Below are 16755 nucleotides of genomic sequence, written 5' to 3' on the forward strand. Positions count from 1 at the left end.
TCGTGCGTCATCCGGTATATGCTCGCGCGCCATGCGCCACCACCTGACCGAACTCGTGCTGTTCAGCACCTACGCCGAGCTGCGCGCCGAGCGCGCGCGCAGCTACCTCGGCTTCGTCTGGTGGCTGGCGGAACCGGCGATGATGATGGCCGCGTTCTGGATCGTGTTCGACGTGATCCTCGATACCGGCGGTCGCGACTACCTGCCGTTCCTCCTGATCGGCCTCGTCGTGTGGCAGTGGATGAAGTCGTGCATCACACATGCGGGCCACGCGATCTGGACCAACCTCGGCCTGATCCGGCAGGTGCGCGTGCCGGTACTGATTTTTCCGTTCGTGCAGATGTTCGCCGACACGGTGAAATTCGGCTGCGTTTTCGTGCTGCTGCTCGCGATCCTGTGGCTGCTCGGCTTTCCGCCGAACCGCGCCTACGCCGCGCTGCCGCTGCTCCTGCTGTCGATCTTCGTCTGCGCCGCCGGCGCGGGGCTCGTCGTCGCGGCGCTGATGCCGCTCGTGCCGGACCTGCGCTTCGTGATCGAGCAGGTGCTCACGGTCGTGATGTTCCTGTCCGGTGTCGCGTTCGCGCTGCGCAACGTGCCCGACTGGCTGATGACGGCCAATCCCGTGCTCGTGCTGCTCGATGCGGTCCGCGGCGTGCTGATGTACGGCACGTGGCCGGACTGGCCGGCGCTCGCGCGGGCGACGGCGGCGTCGTTCGCGGCGGGCGCGATCGGCGTCGGGCTCGTGCTGCGCTTCGCGCCGCGTTATCCGAAGATGGCGGTCTGATGGCGGCGCTCGTCGAACTCGATCGCGTCGGCGTCGCGTTTCGCGCGCAGCGGCGCCTCGGCAGCGAGCGTTACTGGGCGCTCGAGGACGTGAGCGTGTCGCTCGAACGCGGCCACCGGCTCGGCGTGGTCGGCCGCAACGGCGCCGGCAAGAGCACGCTGCTGCGGCTCGTCGCGGGCATCCTCGAACCCGACCGCGGCACGGTGCGGCGCGCGCCGGTCACGTGCCAGCTGCTGTCGCTCACGCTCGGATTCGTGGGGCATCTGTCGGGACGCGACAACGCGATCCTGTCGGGCCTCCTGCTCGGCCTGTCGCGCCGGCAGATCGAAGCGCGCATCGAAGCGATCCGCGAATTTTCGGAACTCGGCGATTTCTTCGAGCAGCCGATCGCGAGCTATTCGTCGGGCATGGTCATGCGGCTGGGTTTTTCCGTGGCCATCCAGGTCGAGCCCGACGTACTGCTGATCGACGAAGTGCTCGCCGTGGGCGACGCGCACTTCCAGGAAAAATCGGGCCGCGCGCTGCACGAGCGCCTGCGCGAAGGCTGCACGGTGGTGATCGTGAGCCACGAGGAAAGCAAGCTCGCGGACCTGTGCGACCGGCTGCTATGGATCGAGCACGGCCGCAGCGTGATGGAAGGACCGTTCGACGAGGTGATCGCGGCGTATCACCGCGAATTGCACGTGGGAGAGGGAGGCTAGTCGACGTTCCCGCCGGCGTATCGCTGCTCGGCGACGTAGTCTTCGACCTCGAAGCCGGGGCCGTGCAGCACGCACACGGCGACGTGCACCGGATCGACCGGCTTTGGTCGCAACGCGAGCGGCAGCGACGCGGCGACCGCCTCGATGGCGTCGACGCCGTTGCCGTCGCGCAGCAGCCGGTGGAACTCGCGCGCCGCCAGCGACCCGGTGCCGTCGAGCACCATCGCATCGATGGCCTCGTCGACGGCGATTCCGCGTAGCGCGAGGCGGCAGTAGCGATCGCGATCAGCCGCATCGGTCGCGGCCTTCGCACCGAGCTGCGCGCCGTACTGCGCCGCGTACGGGGAGTTCTTCACGGCGATCAGCATCTGCGCCAGCCGCAGACGTTCGACGTCGGACGTTGCGTAGTCGTCGCGAATTTCCTCGAGCGCGCCGCGCAACACGGTATCGGGCTGGAAGAAGTCGGCCGACCGCGCGTAAAAGGTCTCGCTGGTCTGCGCATCGAAATCCGCGGGCGCGGTGGGCGGCACGAACCCGTAGCGTTCGACGACGCTCGCCGCGAGTGCGCGCGTTGGCGCGTAGTGATCGTCGTAGCGCGTGGCGCCGGAGAATTCGCCGACCTCCCGTCCGCATGTCTGCTCATCGTCGCCGTCGTCGGAATCCGTGCCGGATGTGCGCGCCTCGGCGGACAGCCCGAGAACGAACAGATTGCCCGGTTCGGCGGCACGCCAACGCACGAGCGTTCCTTCGCAACGCTGCGTCCGCGCGCAGTACTCATGCCACATCAGACGGCCGGCGCCCGTCGCCGGCTCGGGCAGCCGCGCGGGCGGCGCATGCTCGTCGCGGCAGGTTTCCTGCGCGGCGATGACGGCGCCGGCCCAGGCGATATCGGGATCCGCATCGGCGGCGACGCGCGCGCCGAGCGCGCGTCGCCATGCGCAGACCGCGGCGTCGTACTCGACCGTCGCCGCGTTGCGGCGGTCGGGCGGCAGTTCGTACGGTATCGGTTCCTCGACCCAGATCTCGCGCGGCGGATCGGCTTGCGCGACGGGCGTCGCAGCCAGCAACAAGGCGATGATCGATATGCGCATTCGTGCACCTCCGAGACGACGGACGTTGCGCGCGCAACGAAACGTCGCAGCGACGCGCGCGCAATCGGAGGAGTCGCCGGCCGGCTACGGTATCGTCGTGACGTCTGCTATCGCCTCGATCGGTTCGACGTCATCTTCGTCCTCTTCGCCGTCGACTTCATCGACGCAGGCATCGATGTCGTTCTCGTTGACCGGCGCCGGCCGTTGCGCGAGCGGGAGACTCGCCGCGAAGGCGTCGATCGCATCGAGCGCGTTGCCGTCGCGCAGCAGGTCGGCGAACCGTTGCGCGGCGGGGGAGTCCGGCTTTTCGATCGTCAGTTCCCACAGCAGCTGGGCGTTTTCGTTGGCGCGCGCGTCGGCCGTGCAGTACCGGCGGCGTTCGACGGGATCGGTGACGGCGTCGTCGATGCCGTGCCGCGCGCCGTACTCGGCGGCGAACGGCGTGTCGCGTGCGGCGAGCAGGATCCGCGCGAACTGCGCATGCAGCGCGGGCGCGAACGGCTCGCGGTTGTCCAGAGCATCGAGCGTGCGGCGCATCGCCTGCATCGGAAAAACGAGGTCGGCCGGCTTCTCGTCGATCGTGCGCCACATCGGGCCGGGCAGGTAGTCGCTCGGCTTGCGCGGCGGCGCGACGTCGTAGCGCGCGAGTACCGTCGCGACGATGCGGCGCACGTCGCGCCAGCCGTCGGCATAGTGCGTGGTGCGGTCGAAGTCGGCGTCGGAAACGGGTTCGTCGTTCTCGATCGCGAGCGCCAGCACGTAGAGATTGTCCGGCTCGGCCTTGCGCCACCGCGCGAGCGCGTCGTCGCAGGTGCCCGAGCGCTGGCAGTAGTGCAGCTGCATCAGCCGGCCGCCGGCGGTCGTCGGCGGCGACGGCACGAGCGCCGGCGGTTCGGTCGCCTCGCAGTTGTCGCGCACCGCGAGTGCGGCGCCGGCCCACGCGACGTCGGGATCGGGATCGGTCGCGATGCGCTCGCCGAGCGCGCGCTGCCACGCGCAATACTGGCGGTCGTACTCGATCGACGCCGCGTTGCGCGGCCCCTGCGGAATGAAGATCGGACACGCGCTCGCCGCGGTTGCGAGTGTGACGGCGAATCCGGCAAACAGGAGCGGCAGCAGTCGCATGGGCTTCTCCTCGGCAAACGCAACGGGGAAAAGCTGCAACGGCACGCGCGGCGCCGCGGGGTCAGGTCGGTTCGTCGTCGTCGAGTGCGTCGAGGCTGATCTCGGTGGTGGTGGTGACGTCGCGATCGTCGCCCGCGGCGCAGCGTGCCATCCGTGCCGCGTCGACAGGGGCCGGGCGCAATTGCGGCGGCAGGTGCGCGACGATGGCGTCGACCGCGTCGATGCCGTTGCGGGTGCGCAGCGCCTTGCGGAATTCGCGCGCGGCCGGCACGCCGTCATTCTCGATCGACAGTTGCGCGATGGTGGCGTCCGCGGCGCTGGCGCGCAGCACGAGGCGGCAGTAGCGCTCGCGCTCGACCGGGTCTGTCGCGGCGAGGGCGCCGAGGTGCGCGCCGAACACCGCGGCTTCCGGCGTTCCGGTGGCGGCGACCAGCAGTGCGGCGAGTCGGGCTCGCACCGTGCGATCGAGCGTCCGGTTTTGCACCAGCGCACGCAACGACAGCGAGTACGCGATCATCAACGGAACCAACGAGATCGGCTCGTCGTCGACGATGGTGACGGGCAGGCCCGAGTCGTAGTCTTCCGGTTTGTGCGGCGGCGTGAGGTCGTAGCGCGCGGCGACCGCTGCGAGCAGCGCATGCGTGTCGAGGTAGTAGTCGTCGTACCGTGCGGCGCGCGCAAGGTCGACGGCGCCGTCCGAGCGCGCCCTCAGCAGCACGAACAGGTTGTCGGGTTCGGCCGCGAGCCATTGCGAGAGCGCTTCGGGGCAGCGTTTGATGCTGCAGAACTTGTAGCGCATCAGTCGCCCCGCGCCGGTTCTCGGCATCGGCGGCAGCGCTCCCGTGTAGTCGCCGACCGCGCCGTGCGCTTGCGTCGTGATGGCCAGGCCGGCCCAGGCGATGTCGGGATCGGGATCGGCGCCGATGCGATCGGCGAGCGATCGCAGCCACTCGCCGCGCAACCGGTCGTATTCGACGGATGCGTCATTGCGCGATCGCCGCTCGACGAACGAATCGGCGCGCGCGTCGAGCGTGGCGAACGTCATCAGCAGCAGCCAGCCGAGTGCGAATCGCATGGGTCACCTCTGCGTCGGAACAGGCCGAGTATCGCATTCGCGATCCCGGCGGCGAGGACGGTTCGATCTATTCCTCGGCATCGCTGCGTGCGACGCACGCGGCGATGGCCGCTTCGTCGGGCGGCTCGGCGCGCCGGTTGTCGGGCAGTTGCGCCTCGATCGCGGCGTACGCATCGATCTCGGGCATCTTCGCGTCGGCGGCGAAGGCGGCGATGCCGATCGTCAGCAACAGCGCGGTCGGTGCCTATCGCATGGTGCGAAATCCTGTGGACTGTGGCAGGAGCGGCGTCAGCGGCCGACCGATGAGCTGCTCGCTGCGATGCATGCCGCGACGGCCGCGTCGTCGATGTCGCGCAGCGGCTCGTTTTCCTCGCGCGCGACGGCTTCGGCCGCATCGATCGCGTTGCGCGTCGTCAACGCCGCATAGAAGCGACGGCGGCGTTCGTCGGCGGCGTCGTCCCCGAAAAGGTAGCGGCTCGCGAGCGTCCTCGATACCGCCTCGAGCCTCGCCTTTTCGCGGCACCAGCGCTGGCGGTCGGCCGGCGCGACGGCGACCGCGTCGCCGATCGCCACTGCGCGGTCGGCCGCATACGGCGTGTCGGTCGCGGCGAGCATGAGTTCGGCGACGTGCAGTTTCGTCGAGGCGGAGATCGACGCGTCGCGCCGGATCGCCGAGGCCGTGAGATCGGAAATCGTCGAGACGCGATACGCGAACACTTCGGCGAAGCCGACGCCGTAGTGCGTCTCGCACGGCGGCATCTCGTAGTCCGCCGGCGGCACCGGCGGCGCGACGTCGTAGCGTGCCGCGATCTTCGCCGGCAGCGCGCGGAACGCCGCGTCATGATCGTCGTAGCGCGTCGCCAGCCGGAGGCGGCGATCGACGTCGCCGAGGCCGGCACGACGTTCTCGCGTCAGCGCGCGCTCGAAGACGAACGCGTTGTCGGGCTCCGATGCGATCCAGTCGGCGAGGCCGTCTTCGCAGCGCGACGGGCGGTCGCAGTAGAGAAAGCGCAGCCAATGCGCGAGCACGGTAGCCGGCTGCGGCAGGTCGCGTGCGGCCGGTTCGGGCGCTTCAGGAGGCGGTCGCGCACCCGGCGGCGGGGGAGGCCGTGGCGGCGCGTGGCTCGGAGTCCGGAGACCGAAGAGCCGCCCCGCGTACGAGATTTCGGGATCGGGGTCGTTGCGCAACCGTGCGCCGAGTTCGGCGATCCAGGCGTCGTACGCGTCGTCGTATCGCGCGAATGTCTCGTTACGCTGGTAGCCGAGCTGCAGGGAGCACGCGCCCGCGGCGCCGGCGGCGGCGAGCGTCAGGACCAGCGCGGCGGCGATGCGTCGCATGGCGTCACTCCTTCTTCGCGAGCCGCGCGTTGCATTTGGCGAGCGCCGCCTCGTCGATCGGCTTGGGCTTGAGCGCCTGCGGCAGTCTTGCCGCGATATCGGTCAGCGCGTCGATGCCGTTGCGCGTCGCGAGCGTCGCGAAGTAGTCGGCACGTACCGCCGGATCGACGCCGTGTCCGCCCTTGACGATCCATTCGTAGACGTCGCCGTCGAACGACCGTCCGCGCGCTTCGAGCGCGCAGTAGTGCGCGAGTTCGTCGGTGTCGACCGCGGCCCACGTGCCGAGGCGCGCGCCGGCGACCGCGGCGAGCGGGCTGCGGTTCGGCGTGGTCAGCAGCTGCGCGATTTTCAGCCGCAGGGGCGTTGCGAGCTTGCCGTCGTCGAGAAACACCGCCGCCGCAGCCAGCACGGCCGGCTGGTTGCCGAGGTTGGGACGCGGCGCAACCGCGTCGAACGCCAGCACGCTGCACGCCGGCAGCACATAGCCGGCCGGCACGGGCGGCGGCGCCGGCACGCGCGCGAGCAGCGTTTCCTCGAGCGTGCGCGTCGCGACCGTGTAGTCGTCGTAGCGCGTCGCCCCGTCGAGCTTGCGCCGCGCCTTCGACGCGTAGCTGTCGTTCTCGTGCAGCGCGACCGCGAGCACAAACAGGTTGTCGGGTTCGCTTTCGACCCACTCGGTGATGCCGGTCGGGCAGCGCTCGGTTTCGCCGCAGTACGCGTAGCGCATCAGGCGGCCGACGCCGCTCGTCGGATCGCGCGGCAAGTCGAGCGTGGCCGCGTGATCGCCTTCGCCGACCTGCAGCAGCATGACCAGCGATGCCCAGGCGACGTTCGGGTCGGGATCTTTCACGAGCGCGTCGGCGGCATCGTGCGTCCACTGCGCGTAATGCGCGTCGTAGGCACGCTGTGCGGGTTCGCGCCGATAGTCGCGCGGGGGCTTGCACGCGTCCGCGGTCGATGCGGCGAGCAGGCAGAGCAGGGCAAAAGCCAGGCGCATGGAAACCTCCTTGTTCGGCGAATGACGCACCGGCGCGCCGTTCAGTCGCTCCCGGCGACACAGGCGGCGACACGTTCGGGATCGACCGGATCGGGCCGGCGGCTCGCCGGCAGCTGCGCGGCGACGGCGTCGACGGCGTCGACGGCGTTGCGCGTGCGCAGGGCGTCGAAAAAAGGCGGCGCACGCCGAGACGTTCAGCGTCGGGTTCGTCCATGATCCATTCGAGCATGCCGACGTCGGCTTGAAGAACGGCGCGTTCGTTCAATTGGCAGTAGCGTTTGCGCTCGGCCGGCGATCGGGCCGCCGCGACACCGAGTGCCGCGCCGACCTGCGCCGCGACCGGGCTGCCTTTTGCCGCGACCATCAGTTTTGCCAGATGCAGGCGTGCCGTGTCGTCGAGCGTGTCATCGTACTTGAGGTCTTCGGCGCCGAGCGACGCCATCGCCACGAGTGCGTCGATACGTCCGGCGATGCCGTTCCCGTGCATGAAGCTGCATGGTGGCGAGACGTATCGTTCGGGCTCCGGCGGCGGCTCGCCGGCGAGCCGCGTGATCTTGTCGCTCAGCGCTCGCGACGCGAGAAAGTAGTCGTCATAGCGGGTCGTTGCATCGATGCCGCCGTGCGAGCGCCAGGCCGCTGCGTCGCCGAGATCGTCGCGAGCGAGCGAGCGCACGAACGCGTTGTCCGGCTCGGCGGCGATCCATGCGTCGAGCGCGGCCGGACAATGGCCGGAACCTTTGCAGTAGGTCGCGCGCAGCAGCCGGCCGAGACCGGTCGTCGGCGGCATCGGCAGTGCCGGTTTCGCGTCGTCGCCAGACGTTTGTGCCGACACGATAATCGCGCCGGCCCAGGCGACTTCGGTATCGGCGTCCGTCGCGAGCCGCCGGCCGACCGACTCGCGCCATTGCGCGTGCCGTTGGTCGTAGTCTTCGAACTCGGCTTCGCGTATGTAGCCCGGCGCGACGGAGCACGCATCCGCGTCGAACGCCGTCGCGCACGAAGCCAGCACGAGCCATGGCAGCACGAATCGCATCGGAATCCCCCGTCGGCAACGCGCCGATGATGCCGCAGCGCGCCGCCGCGCTGAACGCGGCGGCGGTTCGCGGTTGGCGCCGATTCAGGCGTTTTCGTGCGCCGGGGCGTCGAGGAAGTCGGTTTGCGTTTCCGGCGCCGGCAGGCAGCCGTAGGTCTTGATCAGGAGGTTGTCGGCGGAGTCGGCTTTCGTGATGAAGCGGCCCACGCGCTCGACGAGATCGTCATGCTCGGCCGGCGTGAACACGTCGCTCATGTGGATGACGAGATTCATGCGGATCGTGCTGCCGGCGAGGTCGAAGAAGAACGGCGCGTGTTCGGCCGACAGTAGAAATCGGAACAGATCGTTCAACCCGCGCTTGCCCGGCTGCGCCAGGCGCGACGAGAAGTTCAGGTGGTCCGAGCAGCAGCACCACACCTTGATCGGCGCGCTGCCGTTGTAGAACGACCAGTTGAGATCGCCGTGCCGCGCGAGCACCGGGTCGACGTTCGCTTTGGCGAGCGCGCGCTCGACGAAGTCGGCGACCGGATGCGCATCGGGCGTGTGGAAAAATTCCTTGAAGTCGTCGCGCGTGTCGAGGTTCGAGCCGCAGCTCGGGCAGTAGCGCGTCGCTTTGGCGATCAGCTCGTCGCACGCCGGACACTGCACCCCGAACGGCACGGACTGCGCGCGGAACTCTTCGACGAAGCGGCGCACGTCGGCGACCGGTATGCCGAAGCCGACCGCGTCGGCTTCGTTGAGCTTGCACGTCGTCACCGCGATGATGCGCTGCTCGTCGTCGAGCATCGGGCCGCCGGAATTGCCGGGGTTGATCGCCGCGTCGGTCTGCAGGAAATACTGCTCGTCGAGCAGCTGGCGCGGATGCGAGATGACGCCTTCGGTCAGCGACAGCGGCAGCCCGACCGGAAAGCCGAGAATGTGCACCGGCTGCTTCGGCCGGTACTGTTCGATGTCGGAGAGCGGCAGCACCGCGCCGTCGACGGGGCGGGAGAGTTCCACCACGGCGAGGTCGCGCTGCGGGTGCACGCGGCGCACGGTGCCGAGGATGCGCGTGCGATCGCGCATTTCGACCGCGACCGTGCGATACGGCGAAACGACGTGGCTGTTCGTGACGAGGTGCGTCGCGTCGATCAGAAATCCGGTGCCGGTGCCGCCGCCGGTGTACACCTGATAGACGCCGAGGTGATCGATCGCGTCGAGTATCTGCGCGCTCATCGCGTGGCTCCTGCCGTATCGGCGTCTGCGGGTTCGTCGCGCTCGTCGTCGTCTTCGCCGCCGTGGGCGCGCACGAGATTCGTCGCGTGCGCGCGCATGACGTCGGCCGCTTCGCGCAGCGGCCGGCCGGAGGCGAGGTCGAGCGGTTCGCGCAGCGCGGCGGCGATCGCCGCCGGCCATGCGAAGTACGCGAGCAGATAAAGATAGTCGACGGCCTGGTACAGCGCCGATTCGAGCGTGCGGCCGGCGGCGTTCAGATCGCCGATCGTCTGGTCGCGCTGGGCGCCGGAGAGCACCTTGGTCAACAGCGACGGCGAGCCGTCGTGCAGCGGGTTGATCGCGTAGCGCGCGTGGCCCAGGCAGCGCGCGAGTTCGTCGCGCGAGCGCTGCCGCATTTCCTTGACGCACTGCGCGAGCGCGGCCTGGCGCTTGGTCGGATGTTCTTCGCGGTCGGCGTAGACGTCGTCGGCGTCGGAGAGATCTTCGCGCAGCGAGCCGTACAGCGGCAGTGCGTATTCGATCTGGCTGTTCGCGTACGCGGCGATCGTATTGAGCAGCGCGGTCGAGCGGCGGCGGCGCAGTTCGTCGAGCATGTCTTCGGTCGCGGCCCAGTGCGCGTCCCAGATCGCGCAGGCGGCGTCGAACTCGTCGGCGGCGAGCGGCGCGATCGGCTCGCGGTCGCTCGCTTCGACGCCGAAACTGTCGACGAGCCACGCGTCGTGACCGCTGGCTTCCTTCGCCGTGGTTTGCAGAAGTTCGATCAGTTTCAACGGATGCATCAGCGCGACGCGATCGGAGTATTCGAGCGCGACGACGTCGTCGCGCAGACGCGGCTGGTACAGCTGGCCGGTGGCCGCGACGCTCGACACGAAATGGCGCAGCGCGGCGGTCGCGTTGCTGTCGGGCGTCAGCGTCGCGAGCACGGCGCTGAGATAGAACCGGTCGCCGTCGACGTGCAGGCGCACGCGCGCCGAACCCTGCACGAGACACAGCGGTTCGCGCACGAGGTCGGGCGTCGCCATGCCGGGAATGAGATAGGCGATCGACTCGCCGATCGCGGCGAGGCGTTCGCCGCTCTCGAACATCTCGACGGCGCGGTCGCGGCGCGCGTGATCGCGCGGGGTATGCGCGAACTGGCGGCGAACGGGCGCGGGCAGATACAGCGAAGTGATCGACATGTCGGTCTTCCTTGGCGAGCGCGCAGTCTTGCAGCCGTGGCCGGTGCGCGCAAGCGAGCGCGGAAACGAAAACGCCGGCGCGAGGCCGGCGTTCCGTGGGTCGTGCGTGATGCCCGCGATCAGTGCTTGAGGTTCTTGCGCAGTCGTTCGAGCGCCTGCAGCTGCGCGAGCGCCTGGGCGAGTTCGGCCTGCGCCTGCGCGACTTCGATCGCGTCGGTGCGGTTGGCGAGCGCGCGCTCGGCTTCTTCCTTGGCCTTGCGGGCCGCGGCTTCGTCGAGGTCCTTCGCGCGGATCGCGGTATCGGCGAGCACGGTCACGACCTGCGGCTGCACTTCGAGAATGCCGCCCGAGACGTAGAAGAACTGCTCGTCGCCGTTCTCGAGGATCACGCGCACCTGGCCCGGCTTCAGACGGGTGATGAGCGGCGCGTGACGCGGCGCGATGCCGAGTTCGCCGAGTTCGCCGGCGGCGACGACCATCTGCACGTTGCCGTGGAAGATTTCTTCTTCGGCGCTGACGATGTCGCAACGGATGGTAGACATGGTTTCGTTCCTATCCAACGAGGCCAAGCCGCGCTCCGGCGACAACCGGAGCGTCGGTGCGAATCATCAGGCCTTCTCGGCCAGCTTCTTGGCCTTCTCGAACACTTCGTCGATGCCGCCGACCATGTAGAACGCCTGCTCCGGCAGGTGATCGCATTCGCCGTCGCAGATCATGCGGAAGCCGCGGATCGTTTCCTTGAGCGAGACGTACTTGCCCGGCGAGCCGGTGAAGACTTCTGCGACGTGGAACGGCTGCGAGAAGAAGCGTTCGATCTTGCGCGCGCGCGAGACCGCCTGCTTGTCTTCTTCGGAAAGCTCGTCCATGCCGAGGATCGCGATGATGTCCTTGAGTTCCTTGTAGCGCTGCAGCGTGCCCTGCACCTTGCGCGCGGTCTCGTAGTGATCGGTGCCGATCACCAGCGGATCGAGCTGGCGGCTGGTCGAGTCGAGCGGATCGACGGCCGGGTAGATGCCGAGCGAGGCGATGTTGCGCGAGAGCACGACGGTCGCGTCCAAGTGCGCGAAGGTCGTCGCCGGCGACGGGTCGGTCAGGTCGTCCGCGGGCACGTACACGGCCTGGATCGACGTGATCGAACCGGTCTTGGTCGAGGTGATGCGTTCCTGCAGCACGCCCATTTCTTCGGCGAGCGTCGGCTGGTAGCCCACCGCCGACGGCATGCGGCCGAGCAGCGCGGACACTTCGGTACCGGCCAGCGTGTAGCGGTAGATGTTGTCGACGAACAGCAGCACGTCGCGGCCCTTGCCGGAGGCGGCGTCCTTCTCGTCGCGGAAATATTCGGCCATCGTCAGGCCCGTGAGCGCGACGCGCAGGCGGTTGCCCGGCGGCTCGTTCATCTGGCCGTACACCATCGCCACCTTGTCGAGGACGTTGGAGTCCTTCATTTCGTGGTAGAAGTCGTTGCCTTCGCGGGTGCGCTCGCCGACGCCGGCGAACACGGAAAGGCCCGAGTGTTCCTTCGCGATGTTGTTGATGAGTTCCATCATGTTGACGGTCTTGCCGACGCCCGCGCCGCCGAACAGGCCGACCTTGCCGCCCTTGGCGAAGGGGCATACGAGGTCGATGACCTTGATGCCGGTTTCCAGCAGTTCGTTCGACGACGATTGCTCGGCGTAGCTCGGGGCTTCGCGGTGGATGACCCAGCGGTCCTTCTCGCCGATCGGACCGGCTTCGTCGATCGGGTTGCCGAGCACGTCCATGATGCGGCCGAGGGTCGGCGTGCCGACCGGCACCTTGATGCCTTCGCCGGTGTTGCGCGCGACGAGGTTGCGCTTCAGGCCATCGGTGGAGCCGAGGGCGATCGTGCGGACGATGCCGTCGCCGAGCTGCTGCTGAACTTCCAGCGTGATTTCGGTGCCGTCGACTTTGAGTGCGTCGTACACCTTCGGTACCTGGTCGCGCGGGTATTCGACGTCGACCACGGCGCCGATGATCTGAACAACTTTGCCCTGGCTCATGATGGTTTCCTCAAGAATCGTAATCTTTGCGTCATTCCCGCGCGTGCAGGAATCCAATAATTGCGTTTTTCCGAAAGTCGCGCGCGATCAGACCGCCGCCGCGCCGCCGACGATTTCGGAGATTTCCTGCGTGATCGCCGCCTGGCGCGCCTTGTTGTAGATCAGCGACAGCGTTTCGATCGCCTTGGTGGCGTTGTCGCTGGCCGACTTCATGGCGACCATGCGCGCCGCGTGCTCGCTCGCGAGGTTTTCGAGCGTGGCCTGGTAGACCAGCGACTCGATGTAGCGCGTCAGCACGTGGTCGAGCACCGTTTCGGGGCTCGGCTCGTAGATGTAGTCCCAGTCGTGCGTCGTCGACAGATCCTGCGACGGCGGCAGCGGCAGCAGCACGTCGATCGTCGGCTTCTGCGTCATCGTGTTGACGAAGTCGCTGTAGCCGAGCTTGAGCTGGTCGATGCGGCCTTCGGTGTACGCGTCGAGCATCACCTTGATCACGCCGACGAGCGCGGCGACCTGCGGCTTTTCGCCGAGGTGCGTCGCGGTGCCGACGAGGTTGACCTTCAGGCGCTTGAAGAACGCCGAGGCCTTGCTGCCGATCGCGACGACGTCGATTTCGACGCCCCGTTCCTGCCATTCGCGGATTTCGCCGAGCAGGCGGCGGAACAGGTTCGAGTTGAGGCCGCCGCACAGGCCGCGGTCGGTCGACACGACGATGTAGCCGACGCGCTTGACGTCCTTGCGCGCGACGAGGAACGGATGCTTGTACTCGGTGTTGGCCTTGGCGATATGGCCGATCACCTGGCGCATCAGACGCGCGTACGGACGCGACGCCTTCATCAGATCCTGCGCTTTGCGGATCTTCGAAGCCGAGACCATTTCGAGCGCGCGCGTCACCTTGCGGGTGTTCTGCACGCTCTTGATCTTGGTTTTGATTTCTCTGCCGCCAGCCATGTCTTCGTTCTCTCTGTAGTTGAAAAAAGGACTTCGTGTCCTTTTTTCAATCGAGCGACGCAAGCGGAGCTTGCGTACCCCCTCCGAAACGCATCCGCGTTTCGTGCGATCCATCCCTGGATCGCAAGCGATCTTCGATCGACCGCCGGGGCGTCTCAATTGAGCCGGGTGTTACCAACTGCCGGTCTTCTTGAACTCGGCGATGCCGCTCTTGAACACGGCTTCGATGTCGTTGTTCCAGTCGCCCGTGTCGACGATCTTCTTCATCAGATCGCCGTGGTTCTGGTGGAAGAACGCATGCAGGCCGCGCTCGAACGGCAGCACCTTGGCGACCGGCAGGTCGTCGAGGAAGCTCTTTTCGGCCGCGTAGACCGACAGCGCGAGTTCGGCGATCGACAGCGGCGCGTACTGGTTCTGCTTCATCAGTTCGGTGACGCGCTGGCCGCGTTCGAGCTGCGCACGCGTCGCGGCGTCGAGGTCGGACGCGAACTGCGCGAACGCCGCGAGTTCGCGGAACTGCGCGAGCGCGAGCTTCACGCCGCCCGAGAGCTTCTTGACGATCTTCGTCTGCGCGGCGCCGCCGACGCGGGACACCGAGATACCGGCGTTCACGGCCGGACGGATACCGGCGTTGAACAGGTCGGTTTCAAGGAAGATCTGGCCGTCGGTGATCGAGATCACGTTGGTCGGCACGAACGCCGAGACGTCGCCGGCCTGCGTTTCGATGATCGGCAGCGCGGTGAGCGAGCCGGTCTTGCCCTTGACGGCGCCGTTGGTGAACTTTTCCACGTACTCTTCCGAAACGCGCGAGGCGCGTTCGAGCAGGCGCGAGTGCAGATAGAACACGTCGCCCGGATACGCTTCGCGGCCCGGCGGACGGCGCAGCAGCAGCGAGATCTGGCGGTACGCGACGGCCTGCTTGGAAAGGTCGTCGTAGATGATCAGCGCGTCTTCGCCGCGGTCGCGGAAGTACTCGCCCATCGCGCAGCCCGAGTACGGCGCGATGTACTGCAGCGCGGCCGATTCCGACGCGGAAGCGGCGACGACGATCGTGTGCGCGAGCGCGCCGTTCTCTTCGAGCTTGCGCACGACGTTGGCGATCGAGCTCTGCTTCTGGCCGATCGCGACGTAGATGCACTTAATGCCCGTGCCTTTCTGGTTGATGATCGCGTCGATCGCCAGGGCGGTCTTGCCGGTCTGACGGTCGCCGATGATCAGCTCGCGCTGGCCGCGGCCGATCGGAATCATCGAGTCGACGGACTTGTAGCCCGTCTGCACCGGCTGGTCGACCGACTTGCGCCAGATGACGCCCGGGGCGACCTTTTCGATCGGCGAGCTGACCTTCGCGTTGAGCGGGCCCTTGCCGTCGATCGGGTTGCCGAGCGCGTCGACGACGCGGCCGAGCAGTTCCGGACCGGTCGGCACTTCGAGGATGCGGCCGGTGGTCTTGACGGTGTCGCCTTCGCGCAGGTGCTGGTACGCACCCAGGACCACCGCGCCGACCGAGTCGCGCTCGAGGTTGAGCGCCAGGGCGAACGAGTTGCCCGGCAGCTCGATCATTTCGCCGGACATCACGTCGGCGAGGCCGTGGATGCGCACGATACCGTCGGACACCGAGGTGATGGTGCCTTCGTTGCGCGCTTCCGCCGTGGCCTGGAACTGCTGGATGCGGCTCTTGATGAGCTCGCTGACTTCGGAGGGGTTGAGCGTGGTCTGCATGGGTTTTCTCGGGTATCTGTGTAGGGCGGGAGGTGTTCCCGCCGTTCCTGGCGAGCCTGGGCGCGCCGTACCGGTTTGTTCAACAGCGGGTCGAAACCCGCCCTACATTCAATGCGTAAGCGATTGCGCGAGGCGTTCGAGACGACCGCGGACCGAACCGTCGATGACGACGTCGCCGGCGTCGATGATCGCGCCGCCGATGACCGATTCGTCGATCACGCTTTCGAGTTCGATCTTGCGGCCGAAGCGGCGCGACAGCGCGCTCGAGAGCGCGTCGGCCTGGGCGCCGTCGACCGGCACCGCGGCGCGTACGCGCACCTTGAGCACGCCCTCGGTCGCACGCTTGAGCTCGTCGAAGCCCTGGGCGATGTCGGCCAGAATCGACAGGCGGCGGTTGGCCGCGAGCGTCGAGACGAAATTGCCGAACGCGCTGCCGGTGTTCTCGCCCTTGGGCAGGAACAGTCCGATCAGCGCGTCGCTGCCGAGCTTGGGATTGCCGATCAGCGCTTGTACCTGCGGATCGCGCGCGACGGCGGCGGCGAAGTCGAGCTTGGTCGACCATTCCGCGAGCGCCTTCGACTCGCTGGCGAGATCGAACGCGGCGCGGGCGTAGGGACGGGCGAGGCTCTGCGTGCTGCTCATCGATCAGATCTCTTTGGCGAGCGCGTCGAGCAGGTCGCGGTGGCGGGCCTGGTCGATTTCACGCTTGAGAATCTTCTCGGCGCCGGACACGGCGAGCGCGGCGACCTGCTGGCGCAGCACTTCCTTGGCCTGGTGCGAGAGCGATTCGATTTCGGCCTGGGCGGCGGCCTTCTGGCGCGCGCCTTCGGCGATCGCGTCGGTCTTGGCCTTGTCGACGATCTGGTTGTACTGCTGGTTGGCACGATCGACGATCTGCGTCGCTTCCTCGCGCGCCTTGCGGATTTCGTCCGCGACGCGGGCGTCGGCGTCCTTCAATTCCTGACGTGCGCGTTCGGCGGCGGCGAGGCCGTCGGCGATTTTCTTCTGACGTTCTTCGATGGCGGCCATGAGCGGCGGCCAGATGAACTTCATGGTGAACCAGATCAGGATCGCGAACGAGATCGCCTGACCCAGCAAAGTCGCATTGACGTTCATTGCGACGACTCCATCTTCAATGCGCTGCGAAAACCGGAGCGCGCACGTCGGCGCGCGCCGGAACCTTTAGCGCCGCGGACGAGCCGCGGCGCGAGTCCTGCCGCTTAGTGAGCGAGCTTGGACAGCAGCGGGTTGGCGAACGCGAAGAACATCGCGATGGCCACGCCGATCAGGAACGCAGCGTCGATCAGGCCGGCGAGCAGGAACATGCGGCCCTGCAGCATCGGCACGAGTTCCGGCTGGCGCGCGGCCGATTCCAGGAACTTCGAACCCATGATGCCGATGCCGATGCAGGCGCCGATCGCGCCGAGGCCGATGATGATGCCGACGCCGAGAGCGGTGTAGGCCTGAACGAGAGCGATGAACTGTTCCATGGTGGTCTCCTCGAACTAAAGATCTGAAAGGTCAGGTTGT

Annotated in this window: 18 protein-coding genes; 3 read left to right on the forward strand and 15 right to left on the reverse strand. The window is 67.7% G+C overall.

The features are described 5' to 3' along the window. The first annotated feature begins 31 nt into the window (after positions 1–31). Positions 32–784, forward strand: a complete 753-nt coding sequence (locus OD750_RS12990) for an ABC transporter permease (RefSeq protein ID WP_263545661.1) — start codon at positions 32–34, stop codon at positions 782–784. Further along, entirely contained in the window at positions 784–1485 is a 702-nt protein-coding gene (locus tag OD750_RS12995; protein WP_263545662.1) for an ABC transporter ATP-binding protein, read from the forward strand. Before OD750_RS12990 ends, OD750_RS12995 begins: the two co-directional genes overlap by 1 nt. On the opposite strand, the gene OD750_RS13000 is transcribed toward OD750_RS12995, so the two are convergent. The 6 genes from OD750_RS13000 to OD750_RS13025 all read right to left on the reverse strand — a co-directional run bounded on the left by OD750_RS13000 (position 1482) and on the right by OD750_RS13025 (position 7111). Then, positions 1482–2576: a hypothetical protein gene (locus tag OD750_RS13000; RefSeq protein ID WP_263545663.1), complete on the reverse strand. Its 1095-nt coding sequence runs from the start codon at positions 2574–2576 to the stop codon at positions 1482–1484. The genes OD750_RS12995 and OD750_RS13000 overlap by 4 nt on opposite strands. A gap of 84 nt (positions 2577–2660) precedes the next feature. Continuing rightward, a complete protein-coding gene (locus OD750_RS13005; protein ID WP_263545664.1) occupies positions 2661–3701 on the reverse strand; it encodes a hypothetical protein in 1041 nt (346 codons plus the stop codon). A 61-nt stretch (positions 3702–3762) separates the two neighbouring features. Continuing rightward, positions 3763–4776: a hypothetical protein gene (locus OD750_RS13010; protein WP_263545665.1), complete on the reverse strand. Its 1014-nt coding sequence runs from the start codon at positions 4774–4776 to the stop codon at positions 3763–3765. A gap of 67 nt (positions 4777–4843) precedes the next feature. Continuing rightward, positions 4844–5005 (reverse strand): hypothetical protein, encoded by a 162-nt coding sequence (locus OD750_RS13015; RefSeq protein ID WP_263545666.1) that lies wholly within the window; start codon positions 5003–5005, stop codon positions 4844–4846. Between the two features lie 59 nt (positions 5006–5064). Next, the gene (locus OD750_RS13020) at positions 5065–6114 is read right to left on the reverse strand and encodes a hypothetical protein (protein WP_263545667.1); all 1050 of its coding nucleotides are present in this window, start codon (positions 6112–6114) and stop codon (positions 5065–5067) included. A 4-nt stretch (positions 6115–6118) separates the two neighbouring features. Beyond that, entirely contained in the window at positions 6119–7111 is a 993-nt protein-coding gene (locus OD750_RS13025; RefSeq protein WP_263545668.1) for a hypothetical protein, read from the reverse strand. A gap of 241 nt (positions 7112–7352) precedes the next feature. Between OD750_RS13025 and OD750_RS13030 the strand changes: the two genes are divergently transcribed. Further along, on the forward strand, positions 7353–8174 hold the full coding sequence (locus OD750_RS13030) for a hypothetical protein (protein ID WP_263545669.1): 822 nt from the start codon (positions 7353–7355) through the stop codon (positions 8172–8174). Positions 8175–8228: 54 nt separating this feature from the next. Here the strand turns inward: OD750_RS13030 and OD750_RS13035 are convergent, their stop codons facing one another. The 9 genes from OD750_RS13035 to atpE form a co-directional block, all read right to left on the reverse strand. Beyond that, complete coding sequence (locus tag OD750_RS13035) at positions 8229–9359, reverse strand: S1C family serine protease (RefSeq protein WP_263545670.1); 1131 nt, start codon at positions 9357–9359, stop codon at positions 8229–8231. After that, positions 9356–10537 carry a hypothetical protein gene (locus OD750_RS13040; RefSeq protein ID WP_263545671.1) on the reverse strand — a complete coding sequence of 394 codons (1182 nt, stop codon included), beginning with the start codon at positions 10535–10537 and terminating at the stop codon, positions 9356–9358. Before OD750_RS13040 ends, OD750_RS13035 begins: the two co-directional genes overlap by 4 nt. Positions 10538–10656: 119 nt before the next feature. Further along, on the reverse strand, positions 10657–11079 hold the full coding sequence (locus OD750_RS13045) for a F0F1 ATP synthase subunit epsilon (protein WP_263545672.1): 423 nt from the start codon (positions 11077–11079) through the stop codon (positions 10657–10659). A gap of 66 nt (positions 11080–11145) precedes the next feature. Then, complete coding sequence (gene atpD, locus OD750_RS13050) at positions 11146–12555, reverse strand: F0F1 ATP synthase subunit beta (protein WP_263545673.1); 1410 nt, start codon at positions 12553–12555, stop codon at positions 11146–11148. A gap of 87 nt (positions 12556–12642) precedes the next feature. Next, on the reverse strand, positions 12643–13506 hold the full coding sequence (gene atpG, locus OD750_RS13055) for a F0F1 ATP synthase subunit gamma (RefSeq protein ID WP_263545674.1): 864 nt from the start codon (positions 13504–13506) through the stop codon (positions 12643–12645). Between the two features lie 171 nt (positions 13507–13677). Further along, positions 13678–15225 (reverse strand): F0F1 ATP synthase subunit alpha, encoded by a 1548-nt coding sequence (atpA, locus tag OD750_RS13060; RefSeq protein WP_263545675.1) that lies wholly within the window; start codon positions 15223–15225, stop codon positions 13678–13680. A gap of 108 nt (positions 15226–15333) precedes the next feature. Next, a complete protein-coding gene (locus OD750_RS13065) occupies positions 15334–15867 on the reverse strand; it encodes a F0F1 ATP synthase subunit delta (RefSeq protein WP_263545676.1) in 534 nt (177 codons plus the stop codon). Between the two features lie 3 nt (positions 15868–15870). Further along, complete coding sequence (locus OD750_RS13070) at positions 15871–16341, reverse strand: F0F1 ATP synthase subunit B (protein WP_263545677.1); 471 nt, start codon at positions 16339–16341, stop codon at positions 15871–15873. A 104-nt stretch (positions 16342–16445) separates the two neighbouring features. Beyond that, positions 16446–16715, reverse strand: coding sequence for a F0F1 ATP synthase subunit C (gene atpE / locus OD750_RS13075; RefSeq protein WP_263545678.1), 270 nt, complete (start codon positions 16713–16715; stop codon positions 16446–16448). Between the last annotated feature and the right edge of the window lie 40 nt (positions 16716–16755).

It is taken from the genome of Tahibacter soli, from assembly GCF_025717065.2.
Lineage (GTDB): Bacteria > Pseudomonadota > Gammaproteobacteria > Xanthomonadales > Rhodanobacteraceae > Tahibacter > Tahibacter soli.

Bases quoted from the DNA above. Each gene is read 5' to 3' on its own strand.
- OD750_RS13065 (WP_263545676.1), bottom strand. From the start codon at position 15,867: ATGAGCAGCACGCAGAGCCTCGCCCGTCCCTACGCCCGCGCCGCGTTC.
- OD750_RS13070 (WP_263545677.1), bottom strand. From the start codon at position 16,341: ATGAACGTCAATGCGACTTTGCTGGGTCAGGCGATCTCGTTCGCGATC.
- OD750_RS13000 (WP_263545663.1), bottom strand. From the start codon at position 2,576: ATGCGCATATCGATCATCGCCTTGTTGCTGGCTGCGACGCCCGTCGCG.
- atpD (WP_263545673.1), bottom strand. From the start codon at position 12,555: ATGAGCCAGGGCAAAGTTGTTCAGATCATCGGCGCCGTGGTCGACGTC.
- atpA (WP_263545675.1), bottom strand. From the start codon at position 15,225: ATGCAGACCACGCTCAACCCCTCCGAAGTCAGCGAGCTCATCAAGAGC.
- OD750_RS13025 (WP_263545668.1), bottom strand. From the start codon at position 7,111: ATGCGCCTGGCTTTTGCCCTGCTCTGCCTGCTCGCCGCATCGACCGCG.
- atpE (WP_263545678.1), bottom strand. From the start codon at position 16,715: ATGGAACAGTTCATCGCTCTCGTTCAGGCCTACACCGCTCTCGGCGTC.
- OD750_RS13045 (WP_263545672.1), bottom strand. From the start codon at position 11,079: ATGTCTACCATCCGTTGCGACATCGTCAGCGCCGAAGAAGAAATCTTC.
- OD750_RS13010 (WP_263545665.1), bottom strand. From the start codon at position 4,776: ATGCGATTCGCACTCGGCTGGCTGCTGCTGATGACGTTCGCCACGCTC.
- OD750_RS12990 (WP_263545661.1), top strand. From the start codon at position 32: ATGCGCCACCACCTGACCGAACTCGTGCTGTTCAGCACCTACGCCGAG.
- OD750_RS13040 (WP_263545671.1), bottom strand. From the start codon at position 10,537: ATGTCGATCACTTCGCTGTATCTGCCCGCGCCCGTTCGCCGCCAGTTC.
- OD750_RS13005 (WP_263545664.1), bottom strand. From the start codon at position 3,701: ATGCGACTGCTGCCGCTCCTGTTTGCCGGATTCGCCGTCACACTCGCA.
- OD750_RS13020 (WP_263545667.1), bottom strand. From the start codon at position 6,114: ATGCGACGCATCGCCGCCGCGCTGGTCCTGACGCTCGCCGCCGCCGGC.
- OD750_RS12995 (WP_263545662.1), top strand. From the start codon at position 784: ATGGCGGCGCTCGTCGAACTCGATCGCGTCGGCGTCGCGTTTCGCGCG.
- OD750_RS13035 (WP_263545670.1), bottom strand. From the start codon at position 9,359: ATGAGCGCGCAGATACTCGACGCGATCGATCACCTCGGCGTCTATCAG.
- atpG (WP_263545674.1), bottom strand. From the start codon at position 13,506: ATGGCTGGCGGCAGAGAAATCAAAACCAAGATCAAGAGCGTGCAGAAC.